Below are 15,822 nucleotides of genomic sequence, written 5' to 3' on the forward strand. Positions count from 1 at the left end.
CTGAATCCGCTTTCGCCAGCACGTTTGAAGCGTAGACACCGCCACCGCGCGGGGGAAAGGTGTTAATCGGAGGCTACCGTGGAGGCTGATATGTCCGATTTGGGGGACTTCACCGATTTCGATGACGGCGACGCCACCGATGCCGGTGACGCCGACGACGAGACGCTGCCCACCCGAACCGACCAGACCGCCGACGAGAGTGCCACGGACGACGGAGACGACTTCGAATCGCTCGACGTCGAACCCGCCGGTACGGACACCGGTCTGGGCGTCCTCTCGGCGGCCGACGGCCTGCGCATCAGCGAGCGGGCCGACGAGTGCGTCCTCCGAGCCTACGTCACGGCACAGAACCGTTCGGCGGTCCGCATCGGGAAGTACCTCCTTGTCCCCTACCCCGACGGCGAGCGCCTCTTCTGCCGTATCTGCTCGCTGGAGTACGCACAGGAGTTCCGCGCCGACGACGCCACCGAGATTCACGCCCGCCGCGCGATGCGTCAGGAGGGCATCGACGAACAGGACTTCAAGTTCATCGCGGAACTGGAGCCAGTGGCGGTGCTCTATCAGGACGGCGGCGCGACGCCGGAGGGGTCGCGGGAAGCCGGTGAAACCGGTGGCGAACTGAAGCGGCGGATGACCGACCGCGTCCCGAAACCCGAGACCGTCGTCCGCGCGGCGACCGACAAGTCCGAGATCAAGACCGGGCTGAAGATCCCGGAGGACGGCGTCTTTCTCGGTCACCTCTCGGTCGGCGGCGAGAAAGTCCAGACGAGTGCCGAGCCGCCGACCATCGACTACCGCCTGAAGGACGACTACAGCGAGGGCGACCCGCTGGTCTTTCGGCACACCCTCGTGGCGGGTGGTACCGGGTCGGGGAAGACCCACAGCTCGAAGAACGTCCTCCGGCAGTATCTGGGGCGCACCTACGAGATGAGCGACGGTCGCTCACCGGAACTCGCCGTCGTCCAGTTCGACCCGCAGGACGAGTACGCCCAGATGCACGACGACAACCCGGAAATGACCGACGAGTTCGCCCGCCGCTGTGAACGGGAGGGCGTCGCCTGTGGCGGCTACGACGACACCATCGCGTTCGTCCCGAAAGTCGCGGGGACGGACTACAACGTCAGCCACCACCGCGCCGAGCAGGTCGAGTTCACGATTCCGTTCTCACTGGTGCATCAGAACCCGTGGCTCATCGCCGGGTCGAGCCTCAACGACAATCAGTACGGCGCGCTGGTCAACACGTTCCTGCCCCGGTTCAAGCGCCAGTACGGACGGGAGGCCACCTACGACCAGTTCCTCTCGTTCCTTGACGACCCGGCGCTCAAGGAGGAACTCCACGAGGCTGGCGACGTCCACGAGGCCACCTTCGACGCGGTCAAGCGCCGCGTGCGCGGGTTCGGGGCCGTCTTCGACCAGGACGCGCTGCCCATCACCGAGCAGATTTCCCAACTCGTGCGGGCGGGCGGCCTGACGGTCATCCCGACCTACCACATCACTGACTCTCGAACCGCCTCGACCGTCGTTCTCGCCGTCTCCAGCCTGCTCATCGACCAGAAGCTCTCGAACGACCCCCGCTACGACCGCATCAAGGAGATGCCGCTCGTCCTCGGGATGGACGAGGCCCACAACTTCCTCACCGACGCCGACAGCGTCCAGGCTGGGAAGGTCATCGGCAAGTTCACCGAAGCCGCCAAACAGGGCCGCAAGGAGCGACTGGGCCTCTACCTCATCACGCAGGACCCGCAAGACATCGCCGACCCGGTGTTCAAGCAGATCAACACGACGATGGTCCTGAACCTGGGCGACGAGGACGCCATCTCTGCGGTGAACATCCCGAAGAATCTGGAGTCGAAGGTGCCCTACATGGAGAAGGGCCAGCGCGTCGTCTACTCGCCCGATAACTCCGAACCCGTCGAACTCATCGGGCTCTCGACCTGCGTGACTCGGCATGGTCGGGACTAACTGACTGGGACGTGATCGTCGTCGCTGTCTTTTAGAGTGTCTCGAAAGAGTATCGACAACTCAAGCGCCGAGGACAAGACACATGTGCGGCAGGCGAGTGGTATCGACCACATGAGTGGGACGTTCGAGCGGTCACGGGCGAACGCGACTGGGACGGTAGACCGGAACATCACCAAGATAATCGGGATGGGCTCCGCGCTGGTCGCGGCCAACATCCTCCTGATGCTGGCGCTGTCGTACACGCCGATCGCGCCCCTCGGCGCGGCGCTGTTTTCGAGTTTCTTCCTCGGCATCGCCGTCTTCGCCGTCTCCGTCGGGGGCGGCTTCTGGATAGCGAACAAGGGCCTCCAGCGCGGGAGTATGGGGCTGACCGGAGCTGGCGTCGCGTTGATACAGAGCGGCTACGGGCTGTTCGGAGCGGCCATTCTCTACATCTACGGCGGCGGCGGGATTCGCGTCCCGGCAATCGGCATCGCCACTGTCGTCACCGGTCTCATCACCGCCGTTATCGCCACCGTCGTATTCAAGACCAACCACGACTTCTCGGGGTGGCAGCGCTACGCCTTCGGCTGTTTCATCCTCGGACTGGTGGTCGGCGCGGCGGGCGTGTTCCTCAATCCCCTCTTGGTCGTCGTCGCCAGTCTCATCTTCTTTCTCGGGTTCATCGTCGACCTGACCTACGAGATCTGGGCCGTTCGGGAGAACCGCTACGCCAGCGACTTCCGCAACGCTATCGGCATCTACGTCGCCGTCATGGGCGTGTTCGTCCACGTCCTCCAGTGGGTATTACGGATTCTCTCGGCGCTAGACCGGTAAGGCGACGCTTCCAACCATACCTTTAGGCCGGGCGGCCGCGACGATTCTCGTATGCAGGTCGCCGTTCTCACACACGAATCGTTCCCCGACCGATCCAAGACAGCCGTCGGGTTGCTCCGCTACGGTGACCACGAGGTACGCGCCGTCGTCGACAGGGAACACGCGGGACAGCGAGTCCGCGATTACCTCCCCGACGTGCAGGACGCCCCAATCGTCGCGTCGATGGACGAGGTGCCCGAAGTGGATGCGCTGGTCATCGGTATCTCCCCCATCGGCGGTGCGTTCGACGAGTCGTGGCGCGCCGACGTGCGAGCGGCGCTCGAACGCGGCTGTGACGTCCTCTCGGGACTGCACGACTTCCTCGAAGACGACGCGGAGTTCGTCGGACTCGCCGCCGAACACGGCGGCGAACTACAGGACTTACGCAAGCCGCCCGAGGACCTGACTGTCGCCGAGGGGACCGCGGGCGACGTAGACGCCACCGTCGTTACCACCGTCGGTACCGACTGCTCGACGGGGAAGATGACGGCCTCTTTCGAGTTGCGCGACGCCGCACGCGAACGGGGGCTGGCGGCCGAGGTCGTCCCGACGGGCCAGACCGGCGTCGCCATCACGGGGTGGGGTATCGTCGTGGACCGGGTCATCGCCGACTACGCTGCCGGGGCCGTCGAGCGACTCGTCGAGACGCCCGAGGAGCAGGATCTCCTGATAGTCGAAGGGCAGGGCGCGCTCGCGCATCCGGCGTACTCCGGCGTGACGACGAGCATTCTCCACGGCTCCGCGCCGGACGCGCTGGTGATGTGCCACGAGGCCGGACTGGAGAGCATTCACGGCTACGAGTCCTTCACCCTCCCGCCGCTCGACGAGTACGTCGATATCTACGAGCGACTGGCCGCGCCCATCTCGGACGCGTCGGTCGTCGTGGGCACCCTGAATACGAGTAAACTGGACGACGACGCGGCCGACGACGCCGTGACCGAGTACGCTGAGGCCCTCGATGCACCGGCGACGGACCCGGTCCGCCACGGCGTCCCCGACGAGGTACTCGACGCGATCCTATGAACGGGCGCGTCGAACGATACGACTTGCCGATCTCGACGCCGTTCGGTATCGCTCGGGGAACGAGCGAGACCAGCGCCACCGTCGTCGTGGAACTGACCCACGAGGGGACCACCGGCTACGGCGGCGTCACGCCGTCGGCGTACTACGACGAGACGGCCACTAGCGTGGCCGAATCGCTCCCCGAGATGCTCGCCGTGGTCGAGCGAATCGGCGACCCCCACGCCGGGCAGCGAATCGAGCGGCGGCTTCACGAACAGTGGCCGGACGAACCGGCCGCTCGGAGCGCCGTCTCTATCGCCCTCGCCGACCTCGCCGCCCGCCATCTCGACACGCCGCTGTATCGCCAGTGGGGACTGGACCCAGACCGGATGCCGCAGACGACGTACACCGTTGGCATCGACTCGCCCGAGCGGATGGCCGAGAAAGCCGAAGCAGCCGTCGATGCGGGCTTCTCACAGCTGAAGGTAAAACTCGGTACCGACGACGACCGGGCGCGCTTCGAGGCGGTGCGGGAGGCCGCGCCCGGCGCTGCTATTCGAGTGGATGCCAACGCGGCGTGGGACGCCGAGTCGGCTATCGTCGCCGCCGGATGGCTAGAGGACGCCGGCGTGACGATGCTCGAACAACCCGTGGCCGCCGACGATATCGAGGGGCTGGCCCGAGTCACCGATTCGACGACGATGCCGGTCTGTGCCGACGAGTCCTGCGTCACCGCGGCGGACGTCCCGCGCGTCGCAGACGCCTGTAACGTCGTCAACGCGAAACTCGTCAAGTGTGGCGGGGTACGAGCCGCCAAGCGACTCGTCCATGCCGCCGACGCTCATCGTCTCTCGACGATGCTCGGCTGTATGGTCGAATCGAACGCCTCCATCGCCGCGGCCGTCCACCTCGCGCCGTTGTTCGACTACGCCGACTTGGACGGCGCGCTTCTCCTCGATGCGGACCCGTACGAGGGCGTCCCGATCGACGGTGACCGATTCGACCTCCGGGCGGTCGAATCAGGGACTGGCGTCCGACCGACCGCAGCGTTCGAACGCCCCGGCTAACCGCCGACGAACCGCCCTCCGGAACCGTTCAATACGGCCGGTTGCTTCAGGTTTAGAAGGCTTCGTCGACAATCCGGAGGTATGACAGAACACTGCGACAAGTGCGGGACGGAACTAGACCCTGAACAGGCCCGCCATCAGCGGTACATGGTCGAACACGACGACGAAGACGTCGCCACGCTCGAAGGCGCGCTCTGTTCGGTCTGCTTCTACGAGTTCGAGGATTGGCTGGACGCGGAGTAAAAACCGGAGGTAGCTCTTTTTCCGACTCAGGCGCTCTGGACCGCGTCGAGCAGCTCGTCGTAATCGGGTTCGTTGGTCGGATCGTCGGACACCCAGTCGTAGGTGACTTCGCCATCGTCATCGAGAACGAACACCGAGCGGTTGGCGACGCCGAGGAGTCCGAGGTCATCGATGTCGATGCGGACGCCGTAGTCCTCGATGGCGTCGCGGTCCATGTCGCTGACGAGGTCGAACTCGAGGTCCTCCTTCTCGCGGAAGGCGTTCTGCGAGAACGCAGAGTCCGCACTGACGCCGAGTACCGTCGCGTCGGCGTCGTGGAAGTCCGATAGGTGGTCCTGCAACGCGACCATCTCGTTCGAACACGGCGGCGTGAACGCGCCGGGGAAGAAGGCCAGCACGACCGGCCCGTCGCCGAGGTGGTCCGAGAGTTCGAACTCCTCTACCTCTCCGTTCGCTACCGTCGCCGAGATGTCGGGTGCGGAATCGCCTGTGGATACCATCACCCCTAGCTAGCTGTTTGAGCCGAATAAAAGGTCGTACGTCGGTACCGATGACCGCTTCTCCGACCGGCTGTCACGTCCGCGAGCGACCGCGGTTCGCGGACGGGTTTAGAGCCACTCGGCGAACTCGTGGTGCGCTTTGCTCGCCTCGAAGTAGTCCCGCTGCATCTCGGGGATCGCGTCGCCGAGAGTCATCCCGTCGTCGAGATACTCCCGAACGCGGCCGATTTTCCACGAACTCGGCGTCTCGCCGGCGTCGTACCGGCGCTCGATGGGGCCGAGGTACTCGTCTCTCTGGCTCTCGGGGATTCCCTGTTCGTCCAGTCCGCGGCGGGCGACGCGAAACACCTCGTCGAAGATGACCGCCTGGTCGGTGGTGCGTTCGCCGCGGCCCGTGACCCACGAGAGGTCGGCGTCGAGGCCATGCTGTGCGGCGTCGTAGAAACTGCGAGAGGCCTCCGCCCACGGCAGCTCCGCGAGCGGGTGGTCGGTGACGACGAGTCCCCGGATGAGCCCGACGGTCAGCGCCTGCATCCCGATGATGTCCTTGACGTGCGGTTGGGTCGGGAGCGGGCGGTACTCGATGCGCAGCGACCGCTCGCTGCTCGCGCCGTTGACCGGGGTCCCGCCGACGACACAGCGGAGCCAGCGCCAGTAGGTCCCGCGCTTGTGATCGAACTCCCAGAACTCCTCCGCGAAGCGCTCGCGCTCGCCGTCTTCGAGCCACTCTCGCAGGAACGGCGCGAACAGGTCGTCAGCCACGACCCGGTCGACCACGTCCGTCGTCGTGTCGATATCCCTCGGGACGCGGACTTTCGGGTTCTCGCTGGTGTTGACCGACTGCTCGAAGGCCGCGATGCGCAGTTCGTGGTGCGTGTTCGCACAGAGCCACTCACCGTCGATGTCGTCGGCGTACATATCGGCGGGGAGGAACGGCGAGTTCACAGACAGCGCCAGCAGCGGCCCCAGCGTCCGAATGGCGACGTTGTAGTACGCGGGAAACGACTCGGCGTCGGGAATCTGGAGATGTGGCTGGATGGAGGTTGCCAGCGACTCGAAGAGGATGGTCGGGAACGTGCCGTCGTAGCCCGGTACCGAGAACGGAATCTCGCCGCCGGCGTGCGCGACCGCCTCGTTGTCCAGTGCGACGTAGCGAGGGGCCTGTCGCATGTTCTCGGCGAGCACGACGCCGTCGCGCGTCTCGTGTGCGGAGAGATACGCCTCGCTGCCCTCCTCGGGCGGAATCGTCCACATTGCGTCTAAAACGAGTTCGCAGTTGTGGTTGCTAGCCTGCTGGCGGGCCTGTTTCGTGTGCATCTCGACGGACGTGGTCTGGACGGCCATCCCCGTCTCGTCGAACGCGTTGGGGTCGGTGTTGACCTCGGCGTTGTGGCGGCCCAGTTCCTTGTTGGCCTCGCCGTCGAAGACCACCGCCGGCAGGCGGGTGAGCCGCCCCTCCCACTCCTCTGGATCCAGGTACGGTTCGTCGTCCGTGTCGTTGGCCGCCGTCTCGACCGCCGGTTCGGGTTCTGCCTCCGCCACATCGGACTCGTCGGGTGCCAGCGGGCTGTCGGGATCCACGTCCAGCGACGGCCCCTCGTCGGACCCGAACTGGTCGCCCCCGCCATCTTCCGGTTCGAGCGACGCCCCGCCTTCGGGCTCCAGCGACGCTCCGCCACCGGATTCCGACTCGGCGGGCGCTTCGAGCGAGCTGTCCCACGCACCGCCACCGCCGCCCGAGAGGTCGGCGTCGAGCTCGGCCTCGCCCACCCCATCTTCGGCGGTATCGTCTCCCGCTTCGTCGTCTTCGCTCGGCGGTTCGGGCACGCTGTCGATGGCGTACAGTTCCACTTCGAGACCGACGGAGAAGGCGTCGTTGTCGAACTCGCCGCTCTCGATTGCCTCGCGGAGCCGTGCGGCCTGTGCGTCGACCCGGTCGGTGAACTCGGCGTCCGTCGCGTCGGCCAGCGACCGGTGCACCAGGTCGACGATGTCGTCCATGCCCTGAACTGTGTCGGTTGTTCCCCTTATACCTGACTCGTCTGCTCGACCGTTCGGGCTCCCCTCGCTACTCCGCGGCTCCCGATGGTCGCCGCTCCGTTTCGAGAGTACTCCTTTCGGTCGGGCTCTCGCTATTCTCGTGTCGCTGACACTCCCGCTCGCCCTAACGAGGGCCCTCACTGCGTTCGGCCCCTCGCTATTCGAACAGATCTTCGTGTCTCGCGGCGAGATTCGCGTAGTCGCCCGAGGAGAACGCTTCGAACACCTCGTCGGGGTTGATGGTCGTCTCCGACAGCGGCGTCACCTGCGCGGGGCTCCCGCGGACGAACGACTCGGCGGGCACTTCGTAGCCCGGTGGAACGACTGTCCCCATCGCCACGATAGAGCCTTTCCCGATGATGGCGTCGCTGACTGTGGAGTTGAAACCGACGAGCGCGCCATCACGCACTTCGGCGTCGTTGAGGACGGCTCCGTGGCCGACCATCACCTTCTCACCGACCGTCGAGGCGTGCAAAATTGCGCCGTCGCCGATCGCCGACTCCCGGCCGACTTCGACCGGCGAAACGTCGCCGCGGAGGACACAGCCCGGCCAGACGTTGGCGTTGGGTCCGATGGTTACGTCGCCGACGACCGTCGCTTCGCGGCTGACGTGTGCGTATCCGTGGATGTCCGGCGTCGCCCCCTCGAACGCGTATTCGCGACTGTCCATATCGATACAGCGTCTCGGGCACCCGAAAAGATACCGGTCAGCCGAGCGGTTGATTGACCCATCGAGTCCGCGCCGTCGAAAGTGGCTCATACGGATTGTTGTAGAGTATTTCCGGATAGCGCCGACCCTGGTGTCGGCGAGTACCGGTCAATCGCTACAACAATCCGTATCACTCGATATGGACGACCAGCACCGGCACGGACGAGCGTTCGAGGACGCGGTCGGTGACGCTGCCGAGACTGGCGACCCGGTCCCGACCGGTGCGTCCGTGGGTACCCATCACGACGAGGTCGATCCCCTCACGATCAGCGTACTCCGTGATGACTTTGTGCGGAATGCCGACCTCCATCTCGGTGAGGGTCTCTACGCCAGCCTCTTCGCCGCGGACGGTGATGTCGTCGAGCGCGACCTCTCCCTCCTCTTCGAGGGACTGTCGAACGTCTTCCTGAGTGTCTTTTTCGGCCGCCAGATAGAGACGTTTATCGACGACGTAGAGGCCGTGCAACACCGCGTCGTTGTCCCGGGCGATGGCGGCGGCGTGAGAGAGCGTCTCCGTCGTTCCTGCACTGCCGTCCGTCGCAACCAGTACGTTGTCGTACATCTGGCGACAGATGCGTCCCGACGGTACATAGTAGTCCCGTTGGCACACCACACGCTCACTGCGAACGGAAGTCGGGCCGTTCGACGGGTAGTGTTACCACTGTTCAATGAAGAAGAGTTTCTACCATATTCTGTCAACTAGTATACTTATGTCGGTGGCACTCAATACATGCATTAACCATGCAAGGGAGTGACCTACCGGTCGGTCGGCGGATGGAACTGTACGTTCGGTCGCTGCTCCCGGACGGCTACCACCAGCGACAGACAGCTCTCGAAGAACGACTCTCGGCGCTGGTCGAGTCCGGTCACGCCAGCGAGCGGAGCGTCCACGTCTGGGGCAAACAGGCCCCCGCCACGCGGGAGGCGACCACTACTGACATTGGACAGTTTGCGCTCGAACGCGTCGAACTCTTCCGAGAGTGGGCCGCGGTGAACGATTGTTCGCTCGCGCCGGCCTTCGAGGTTCGCCAGGTCGACAACCGGTTCACCGACGACCGATATCGCGCTATCCGCTTCCCGTCCGTGCTGCTGGCCGAGTTTCGTGGCGATGCGCTCACCTGTGTCACGCCCCACGCCAGCGAGGACGGCGTGATGACTGTTGGCGATCGACTCGCTTCGCTCGAAGCCGAGAATCACACGCGGTTCAAACCGATCGATCATGTCGCCACCGAGGAAACACAGACCGACGACGACTCGCCGCTGCTTGGCGAGCCAGACAGGGAGCCGCTCGCTCCCGAGTGACTCGACCGCCCGCCTGCGTCTCAATACACTTATCCCCGGCCGCTGTCGTATCACGGATATGAGTACGGTCACGGTCACGCTGCCGGACGGGTCCACCCTCGAGATGGACGCCGGTAGCACGGTCGAGGACGTCGCCTACGAAATCGGACCGGGCCTCGGTAAGGACACCGTTGCCGGCGTCGTGGACGGCGAACTGGTCGATAAGCACACGCCGATCGAGACGGACGTTACACTCGAAATAGTCACGCCGAGCAGCGACGAGTACGTCGACGTGCTTCGCCACTCGGCGGCCCACGTCTTCGCGCAGGCGCTCCAACGGGAGTTCCCCGAGGCGACGCTCACCATCGGACCGTGGACCGACGACGGCTTCTACTACGACGTCACCGGTGTCGACTTAGACGAAGACGACCTCGAAACGATCCAGGCCGAGGCACAGGAGATCATCGAGGCGGACTACAACATCGAACGCCGTCTCGTGGACCGCGAAGAGGCCTTCGAACGCTACGAGGACAACCCGTTCAAACAGGATATCTTAGAGACCGAGGCTGCCGGCGAAGACCCGGTCTCCTTCTACGAGCAAGAGGAGTTCTACGACCTCTGTCAGGGACCCCACGTCGAGTCGACCGGCGAGATCGGCGGCTTCGCGCTGCTCGAAATCTCGGCGGCGTTCTGGCGCGGCGAGGAGGACGAGGAGACGCTCACCCGCATCTATGGCACCGCCTTCCCCACCCAGGACGACCTCGACGAGTTCCTCGAAAACCGACGGAAAGCACAGGAGCGAGACCACCGAAAGATCGGCCAGGAGATGGACCTGTTCTCCATCGACGACACCACCGGGCCGGGCCTGCCGCTGTACGAACCCAACGGGAAGAAGATTCTCAACGAACTGTCCGAGTACGCCGCCGAACTCAACCGCGAGGCCGGCTACGACGAAGTCGAGACGCCCCACGTCTTCCGCACCGAACTGTGGAAGAAGTCGGGCCACTACGAGAACTACGTCGACGACATGTTCTTACTCGACGTGAACGACGAGGAGTATGGCCTGAAGCCGATGAACTGCCCGGGCCACGCGACCATCTTCGAACAGAAGAACTGGTCGTACCGTGACCTCCCGGTCCGGTACTTCGAGGACGGGAAAGTTTACCGCAAAGAACAGCGCGGCGAGCTGTCAGGTCTCTCGCGGACGTGGGCCTTTACCATCGACGACGGGCACCTGTTCGTCCGTCCCGACCAGATCGAGGCGGAAGTGCTCGCCACCGTCGACATTATCCTCGACACCTTGGAGACGTTCAACCTCGATTACACGGTCCAGTTCGCCACCCGACCCGAGAAGTCCGTCGGCAGCGACGAGATCTGGGAGAAAGCGGAGTCCCAACTCGAATCGGTCCTCGATGAACAGGATATCGACTACGTCGTCGAGGACGGCGACGGGGCCTTTTATGGCCCGAAGATCGACTTCGCCTTCGAGGACGCGCTCGGCCGTCACTGGGACGGCCCGACCGTCCAGCTGGACTTCAACATGCCAGAGCGCTTCGACCTCTCCTATACCGGTGAGGACAACGAGGAACACCGCCCGGTGATGATTCACCGCGCGCTGTATGGCTCCTACGAGCGCTTCTTCATGGTGTTGACCGAACACTACAACGGGAAGTTCCCGCCGTGGCTCGCCCCCGAACAGGTCCGCGTCCTCCCGGTCTCCGACGACAACATCCCCTACTGCGAGCAGTTGCAGGAGGAACTGAGCGAGTTCCGCGTCGAGATCGAGGACCGCTCGTGGACCGTCGGCCGGAAGATTCAGCAGGCCCACGACGACCGGGTCCCCTACATGCTCATCATCGGCGACAACGAGGAGGACGCTGGCACCATCTCGGTCAGAGACCGGAAAGAGCGCGAGGAGAAAGACATCGAACTCGACGAGTTCCGGGACCACTTAGCGACCGAAGTCGAACAACAGCGAACCGCAGTCACGTTCCTCGCCGGACGATAAGCCAGAACACGGGTGCGCGCGGTGTTGTTTCGTTGCCACAAACGGGCGCTTTTATGCAAAGAGAGCGAGGCTGGTGACATGACCGACTCCGACCGGCACCAACCCAGCGATACGATGCGCGAACGGGTGTCGGAGAACGCGCGAATGCTGTGGCTGTTACTCGACGCCGACCGGTGGATCATCGCCGGACTCTTCTCCGCGACGCTGTTTTTATTCCTCCTCGTCGCCGGAATTGCCCATCCGACGCCGCCCCACACGCTGTTGACCCGAGGTGACCCCGCCGAGACGCTGTATCAGGCGCTCATCACCGGCACCATCACCGGCGTGACGCTGGTGTTGACGCTGAGCCAGCTGATCCTCTCACAGGAACTCGGTGCGGTTGGCGACCAGCGCGAACGGATGGAAGGCGCGATGGAGTTCCGCGAAGATGTGGCCGACAGTGTCGGCGCGTCAGTCAGCCCCGCCGAGCCGTCGGCGTTTCTGCGCTCGCTGGTGCGGGCCACCAAAGAACGCGCCCAGTCCGTCGAGGAGGCCATCGACGAAGACAACGGGCTGGACGACGACCTGCTGGAACTGCTCTCTGCGTATCTCGACTCTATCGTCGGCAACGCCGACGAAGTCACCGACCAGCTGGAAGGAGGGACCTTCGGGGCGTTCGACGTGGTCAAGGCTGCGTTGAACTACAACTACTCCTGGAAGCTGTACGCCGGGCGACGCATCCAAGAGGAGCACGCCGCCGAGCTCTCGGAGGAGGCCCTCGACAAGCTCGATGAACTCATCGAGACGCTCAGGCTGTTCGGTCCCGCGCGCGAGCACTTCAAGACGCTGTATTTCCAGTGGGAACTCTCGAACCTCTCGCGGGCGCTGCTGTACATCGCCGTCCCGGCGCTCGCGGTGGCTATCGGATCGCTGATTCTCCTCGACCCGCGGGACTTCTCGGGGACGACCTACGGCATCGCCAACTCGCTGTTGCTCGTCGCGATAACTACCACTATCTCGCTGTTTCCCTTCACCGTCCTGCTCGCGTACATTCTCCGTATCGTCACAATCACGAAACGGACGCTCTCGATCGGCCCGTTCATCCTCCGGGAGACGGAGCGGTCAGTCGACGTCAATTGGGACTGAGGGACTGCGAAGGCGGGAAGACCTGAGCCGTCACCGGCATTTATCACACACTCGACCGTTCTCTGGGCGTATGGCCCCGCTCTCGACGGGTGCGCTCGTCGTGTTCGGACTCGTCGCCGTCGCCCTGGCGCTGTTCGTCACCGAGTGGCTCCCGCCGGATATGACCGCGATTGGCGTCCTCGTCTCGCTGGCCGTCCTCGAACCCTACACCGGTGTGCCGGCCCGGGAAGCCATCGCTGGGTTCGCCAGTCCGGCCGTCGTCACCATCGTCGCCATGTACATCCTGAGCGCGGGCGTCGAGGACGCTGGCGTGGTCGATTGGCTCGGCGGCCGGCTGGCGACGCTCACCGGCGGCGACGAGGGCCGACTGCTCGCGGCCATCGTCGGCACGACGGGTATCAGCGCCGGGTTCGTCAACAACACGCCCGTCGTCGCCGTCTTTATCCCGCTGGTGACCGGGCTCTCCGAGCGCTACGGCATCTCGCCGTCGACCCTCCTCTTGCCGCTCTCCTATGCGGCGATGCTCGGTGGAACGCTGACACTCATCGGGACGGCGACGAACCTCCTCGCCAGCGACATCTCGCGTGCTCTCCTGAACGAACCGTTCTCGATGTTCACGCTGACCCCCGTCGGCGTCGTCGTCTTGCTCGTCGGCGTCGCCTACTTACTCACCGTCGGCCGAGCGCTCGTCCCCGAGCGAATCCACCCGGCGGCCGATTTCACCGAGGAGTTCGACATGGACCGCCACCTCGCGCAGTTGGTCGTCCGCGAGTCCTCGCCGCTGGTCGGGCGGACGGTCACGGACGCCTTAGACGACGGCGACACAGCGACCGCAGACTCGGTCGAGGGGACGCCGCCCACGGACGGCGACGCGTTACTCGACCTACCACTTGTCGAGGAACCCATCGACGTGGACATCCTCCAAATCGACCACAATGGCGAGTCGTTTTTCGCCACGGCGACGGACAGACCGCTCGAACCCGGCGATGTGCTGACCGTGCGGGGGAACACACAGGCCGTCAACCAGTTCGGCGAGACGTACGGCTTGCGGCAACTCTCCCGCGAGTCGGTGACCGAGGAACTGCTGGCCGAGAGCGGGCATCCTGGCGTGCTGGCGGAGGCCGTCATCAGCAACGAGTCCAGACTCCTCGGTCGCACGCTCGCCGACGTGGGCCTGCGGTCCCGGTTCGACGTGACCGTGCTGGCGATTCGCCGCGGTGACACCATCATCCGCGAGGGGCTTGCCGCAGTCGAACTGTCGGCGGGGGATACGCTCTTCCTCCAGACGCCGGTCGACGAGATCGGCCACCTCGAAGAAGAGGGATATCTCGTGCTCACCGAGGGGCCACCCGAACTCTTCGATGTCATTCACGACGACGAGGCACCCCCGTCGCTCGACGCCCGAGCGCTCCTCCCCATCGGTATCCTCGTCGCCGTCGTCGCGCTGGCGGCGCTCGACGCCGTCCCCATCTACATCGCCGCGCTGGGCGGCGTCGTCACGATGGTCGCCAGTGGCTCGCTCGGCGCGTCCCGGGCCTACGACGCGGTGAGTTGGAACGTCGTCTTCCTGCTGGTCGGGCTCTTGCCGCTCGGGTCGGCGATGCAGGCGACCGGCGGCGCGGCGTTCGTCGGCGACCTGCTCTCTGGAGCCGCCGTCGTCCTCCCGCCGTTGGCGTTGCTGGCGCTCTTTTACCTCCTGAGTGCCGTCGTCGCCAGCATTATCACGCCCGTCGCGACGATTGTGTTGATGGCCCCCATCGCCGTCGCCACGGCGCAGGACATCGGCGTCGCGGGCTTCCCGTTCCTGCTGGTGGTCACTTTCGCCGTCGCCACCGCCTTCCTCACTCCCATCGGCTACCAGACGAACCTGATGGTGTACGGCCCCGGCGGCTACCGCTTCACCGACTACGCCCGCGTCGGTGCGCCATTGCAGTTGCTTCTCTGTGCCGTCACCACAGTCGCCGTGAGCGTCGTCTGGCCGCCGTGAAATAGACCCGTCGGTCGCCCGCTTAGTTCTGTTCGTCGTCTTTGAGCTCTTCGAGTTCCGATTCGACTTCGCTGTCGTCGACGTCGGGCGTCTCCACGTCCGCTGACCCGGTATCCTCGGCGAGTTCCTGTTCCAGTTCCGCCTCGGCATCGGTCTGTTCGGCGGTCGCCGTCTCCGCGTCGGTGCTTTCGGTCTCGTCAGTCTCTGTCTCGGCCATCTCCGTCTCGACCTCCGCTGTCTCGGTCCCGGCACTTTCGGCCGGTTCTTCGTCGGCCTTCCCCATCTCCTGTTTCAGCGTATCGAGTTCGGCGTCCACCGCACCGTCCTGTTGGACCTCCTCTAACTCCTTCTCCAGCGAGCTCTTATCGGAGATCTGGTCCTCTAACACGCCGTCCTCGCGGAGCTCGTCCATCGCCTGTGCGCGTGCCTCCATGTCCTCGGTCTGCTCTTCAGCGCGTTCGATGGCGCGGTTGATGTCCTCCATCTCGTCGCCGGCCCCCGTCATCGCCTCGTTGACCCGGGTCGAGGCCTTCGCTGCCTCGTGGCGGGCCTTCATCGTCTCTTTCTTCGTGCGGAACTGCTCTATCTGGCGCTGAAGTTCGTCTTTCTGCTCGACGAGCTGGTCCTGCTGGGTCTGGAGTTGCGAGACCTGCGTCTCCAGTTCCTCGATCTGGGACATCTTCTGTTTTTTCTTCTCTAAGGCTTGCCGTGCGAGGTCCTCTCGGTCCTGTTTGACCGCCTGTCGCGCCTGGTCGTTGTGCTTCTCGACGTTCTCTTCGAGGCGGCGCTTCTGTATCTCCAGTCGCTTCTTCTGGGTCGTCAGATCCGCGATGCCCTGCTTGACGTCCTGCAGTTCGTTGCGCAACTGCTCGTAGCTGTAGTCGAGCGTCTCGGAGGGGTCTTCAGAGCGGTTGAGTGCCGCGTTCACCTTCGAGCGGATGATGTACGAGGCGCGCGAGAGGATTCCCATACCTCTGAGTTCATTGCTCCTGACTTAAATTTCTTCCATAGGGAAAAACGCTGCCGACCCGAGCGGCGACAAA

The 15,822-nt window shown here is 64.6% G+C and carries 14 protein-coding genes; 9 read left to right on the plus strand and 5 right to left on the minus strand.

Annotated features, from left to right (window positions below):
* The first annotated feature begins 90 nt into the window (after nucleotides 1–90).
* The 5 genes from E4S61_RS11245 to E4S61_RS25400 all read left to right on the plus strand — a co-directional run bounded on the left by E4S61_RS11245 (nucleotide 91) and on the right by E4S61_RS25400 (nucleotide 5,129).
* Entirely contained in the window at nucleotides 91–1,962 is a 1,872-nt protein-coding gene (locus tag E4S61_RS11245; RefSeq protein ID WP_135304028.1) for an ATP-binding protein, read from the plus strand.
* A gap of 111 nt (nucleotides 1,963–2,073) precedes the next feature.
* Complete coding sequence (locus E4S61_RS11250) at nucleotides 2,074–2,778, plus strand: Bax inhibitor-1 family protein (protein WP_135304029.1); 705 nt, start codon at nucleotides 2,074–2,076, stop codon at nucleotides 2,776–2,778.
* A gap of 51 nt (nucleotides 2,779–2,829) precedes the next feature.
* The gene (locus E4S61_RS11255) at nucleotides 2,830–3,840 is read left to right on the plus strand and encodes a DUF1611 domain-containing protein (protein ID WP_135304030.1); all 1,011 of its coding nucleotides are present in this window, start codon (nucleotides 2,830–2,832) and stop codon (nucleotides 3,838–3,840) included.
* Nucleotides 3,837–4,886: a dipeptide epimerase gene (locus tag E4S61_RS11260; protein WP_135304031.1), complete on the plus strand. Its 1,050-nt coding sequence runs from the start codon at nucleotides 3,837–3,839 to the stop codon at nucleotides 4,884–4,886. Before E4S61_RS11255 ends, E4S61_RS11260 begins: the two co-directional genes overlap by 4 nt.
* A gap of 81 nt (nucleotides 4,887–4,967) precedes the next feature.
* The gene (locus tag E4S61_RS25400; RefSeq protein WP_167768479.1) at nucleotides 4,968–5,129 is read left to right on the plus strand and encodes a hypothetical protein; all 162 of its coding nucleotides are present in this window, start codon (nucleotides 4,968–4,970) and stop codon (nucleotides 5,127–5,129) included.
* 26 nt (nucleotides 5,130–5,155) lie between these two features.
* On the opposite strand, the gene E4S61_RS11265 is transcribed toward E4S61_RS25400, so the two are convergent.
* From E4S61_RS11265 to E4S61_RS11280, 4 genes are all read right to left on the minus strand, one after another.
* Nucleotides 5,156–5,629, minus strand: coding sequence for a redoxin domain-containing protein (locus tag E4S61_RS11265; protein WP_135304032.1), 474 nt, complete (start codon nucleotides 5,627–5,629; stop codon nucleotides 5,156–5,158).
* A 108-nt stretch (nucleotides 5,630–5,737) separates the two neighbouring features.
* Nucleotides 5,738–7,630, minus strand: a complete 1,893-nt coding sequence (locus tag E4S61_RS11270) for an ICP22 family protein (RefSeq protein ID WP_135304033.1) — start codon at nucleotides 7,628–7,630, stop codon at nucleotides 5,738–5,740.
* A 196-nt stretch (nucleotides 7,631–7,826) separates the two neighbouring features.
* On the minus strand, nucleotides 7,827–8,339 hold the full coding sequence (locus E4S61_RS11275) for a gamma carbonic anhydrase family protein (RefSeq protein WP_135304034.1): 513 nt from the start codon (nucleotides 8,337–8,339) through the stop codon (nucleotides 7,827–7,829).
* A gap of 169 nt (nucleotides 8,340–8,508) precedes the next feature.
* On the minus strand, nucleotides 8,509–8,940 hold the full coding sequence (locus E4S61_RS11280; protein ID WP_135304035.1) for a universal stress protein: 432 nt from the start codon (nucleotides 8,938–8,940) through the stop codon (nucleotides 8,509–8,511).
* Nucleotides 8,941–9,119: 179 nt separating this feature from the next.
* Between E4S61_RS11280 and E4S61_RS11285 the strand changes: the two genes are divergently transcribed.
* The 4 genes from E4S61_RS11285 to E4S61_RS11300 all read left to right on the plus strand — a co-directional run bounded on the left by E4S61_RS11285 (nucleotide 9,120) and on the right by E4S61_RS11300 (nucleotide 14,779).
* On the plus strand, nucleotides 9,120–9,680 hold the full coding sequence (locus tag E4S61_RS11285; protein ID WP_135304036.1) for an HTH domain-containing protein: 561 nt from the start codon (nucleotides 9,120–9,122) through the stop codon (nucleotides 9,678–9,680).
* 58 nt (nucleotides 9,681–9,738) lie between these two features.
* Nucleotides 9,739–11,667: a threonine--tRNA ligase gene (thrS, locus tag E4S61_RS11290; RefSeq protein WP_135304037.1), complete on the plus strand. Its 1,929-nt coding sequence runs from the start codon at nucleotides 9,739–9,741 to the stop codon at nucleotides 11,665–11,667.
* A 78-nt stretch (nucleotides 11,668–11,745) separates the two neighbouring features.
* A complete protein-coding gene (locus E4S61_RS11295) occupies nucleotides 11,746–12,792 on the plus strand; it encodes a hypothetical protein (RefSeq protein WP_135304038.1) in 1,047 nt (348 codons plus the stop codon).
* Nucleotides 12,793–12,862: 70 nt separating this feature from the next.
* On the plus strand, nucleotides 12,863–14,779 hold the full coding sequence (locus E4S61_RS11300; RefSeq protein WP_135304039.1) for an SLC13 family permease: 1,917 nt from the start codon (nucleotides 12,863–12,865) through the stop codon (nucleotides 14,777–14,779).
* A gap of 22 nt (nucleotides 14,780–14,801) precedes the next feature.
* Here the strand turns inward: E4S61_RS11300 and E4S61_RS11305 are convergent, their stop codons facing one another.
* Nucleotides 14,802–15,749: a PspA/IM30 family protein gene (locus E4S61_RS11305; RefSeq protein WP_135304040.1), complete on the minus strand. Its 948-nt coding sequence runs from the start codon at nucleotides 15,747–15,749 to the stop codon at nucleotides 14,802–14,804.
* Nucleotides 15,750–15,822 lie beyond the last annotated feature (73 nt).

Source organism: Haloarcula amylovorans (assembly GCF_004681185.1).
GTDB lineage: Archaea > Halobacteriota > Halobacteria > Halobacteriales > Haloarculaceae > Haloarcula > Haloarcula amylovorans.

Bases quoted from the DNA above. Each gene is read 5' to 3' on its own strand.
- E4S61_RS11255 (WP_135304030.1), top strand. From the start codon at position 2,830: ATGCAGGTCGCCGTTCTCACACACGAATCGTTCCCCGACCGATCCAAG.
- E4S61_RS11245 (WP_135304028.1), top strand. From the start codon at position 91: ATGTCCGATTTGGGGGACTTCACCGATTTCGATGACGGCGACGCCACC.
- E4S61_RS11250 (WP_135304029.1), top strand. From the start codon at position 2,074: ATGAGTGGGACGTTCGAGCGGTCACGGGCGAACGCGACTGGGACGGTA.
- E4S61_RS11295 (WP_135304038.1), top strand. From the start codon at position 11,746: ATGACCGACTCCGACCGGCACCAACCCAGCGATACGATGCGCGAACGG.
- E4S61_RS11265 (WP_135304032.1), bottom strand. From the start codon at position 5,629: ATGGTATCCACAGGCGATTCCGCACCCGACATCTCGGCGACGGTAGCG.
- E4S61_RS11280 (WP_135304035.1), bottom strand. From the start codon at position 8,940: ATGTACGACAACGTACTGGTTGCGACGGACGGCAGTGCAGGAACGACG.
- E4S61_RS11260 (WP_135304031.1), top strand. From the start codon at position 3,837: ATGAACGGGCGCGTCGAACGATACGACTTGCCGATCTCGACGCCGTTC.
- thrS (WP_135304037.1), top strand. From the start codon at position 9,739: ATGAGTACGGTCACGGTCACGCTGCCGGACGGGTCCACCCTCGAGATG.
- E4S61_RS11270 (WP_135304033.1), bottom strand. From the start codon at position 7,630: ATGGACGACATCGTCGACCTGGTGCACCGGTCGCTGGCCGACGCGACG.
- E4S61_RS11305 (WP_135304040.1), bottom strand. From the start codon at position 15,749: ATGGGAATCCTCTCGCGCGCCTCGTACATCATCCGCTCGAAGGTGAAC.
- E4S61_RS11285 (WP_135304036.1), top strand. From the start codon at position 9,120: ATGCAAGGGAGTGACCTACCGGTCGGTCGGCGGATGGAACTGTACGTT.
- E4S61_RS11300 (WP_135304039.1), top strand. From the start codon at position 12,863: ATGGCCCCGCTCTCGACGGGTGCGCTCGTCGTGTTCGGACTCGTCGCC.
- E4S61_RS11275 (WP_135304034.1), bottom strand. From the start codon at position 8,339: ATGGACAGTCGCGAATACGCGTTCGAGGGGGCGACGCCGGACATCCAC.
- E4S61_RS25400 (WP_167768479.1), top strand. From the start codon at position 4,968: ATGACAGAACACTGCGACAAGTGCGGGACGGAACTAGACCCTGAACAG.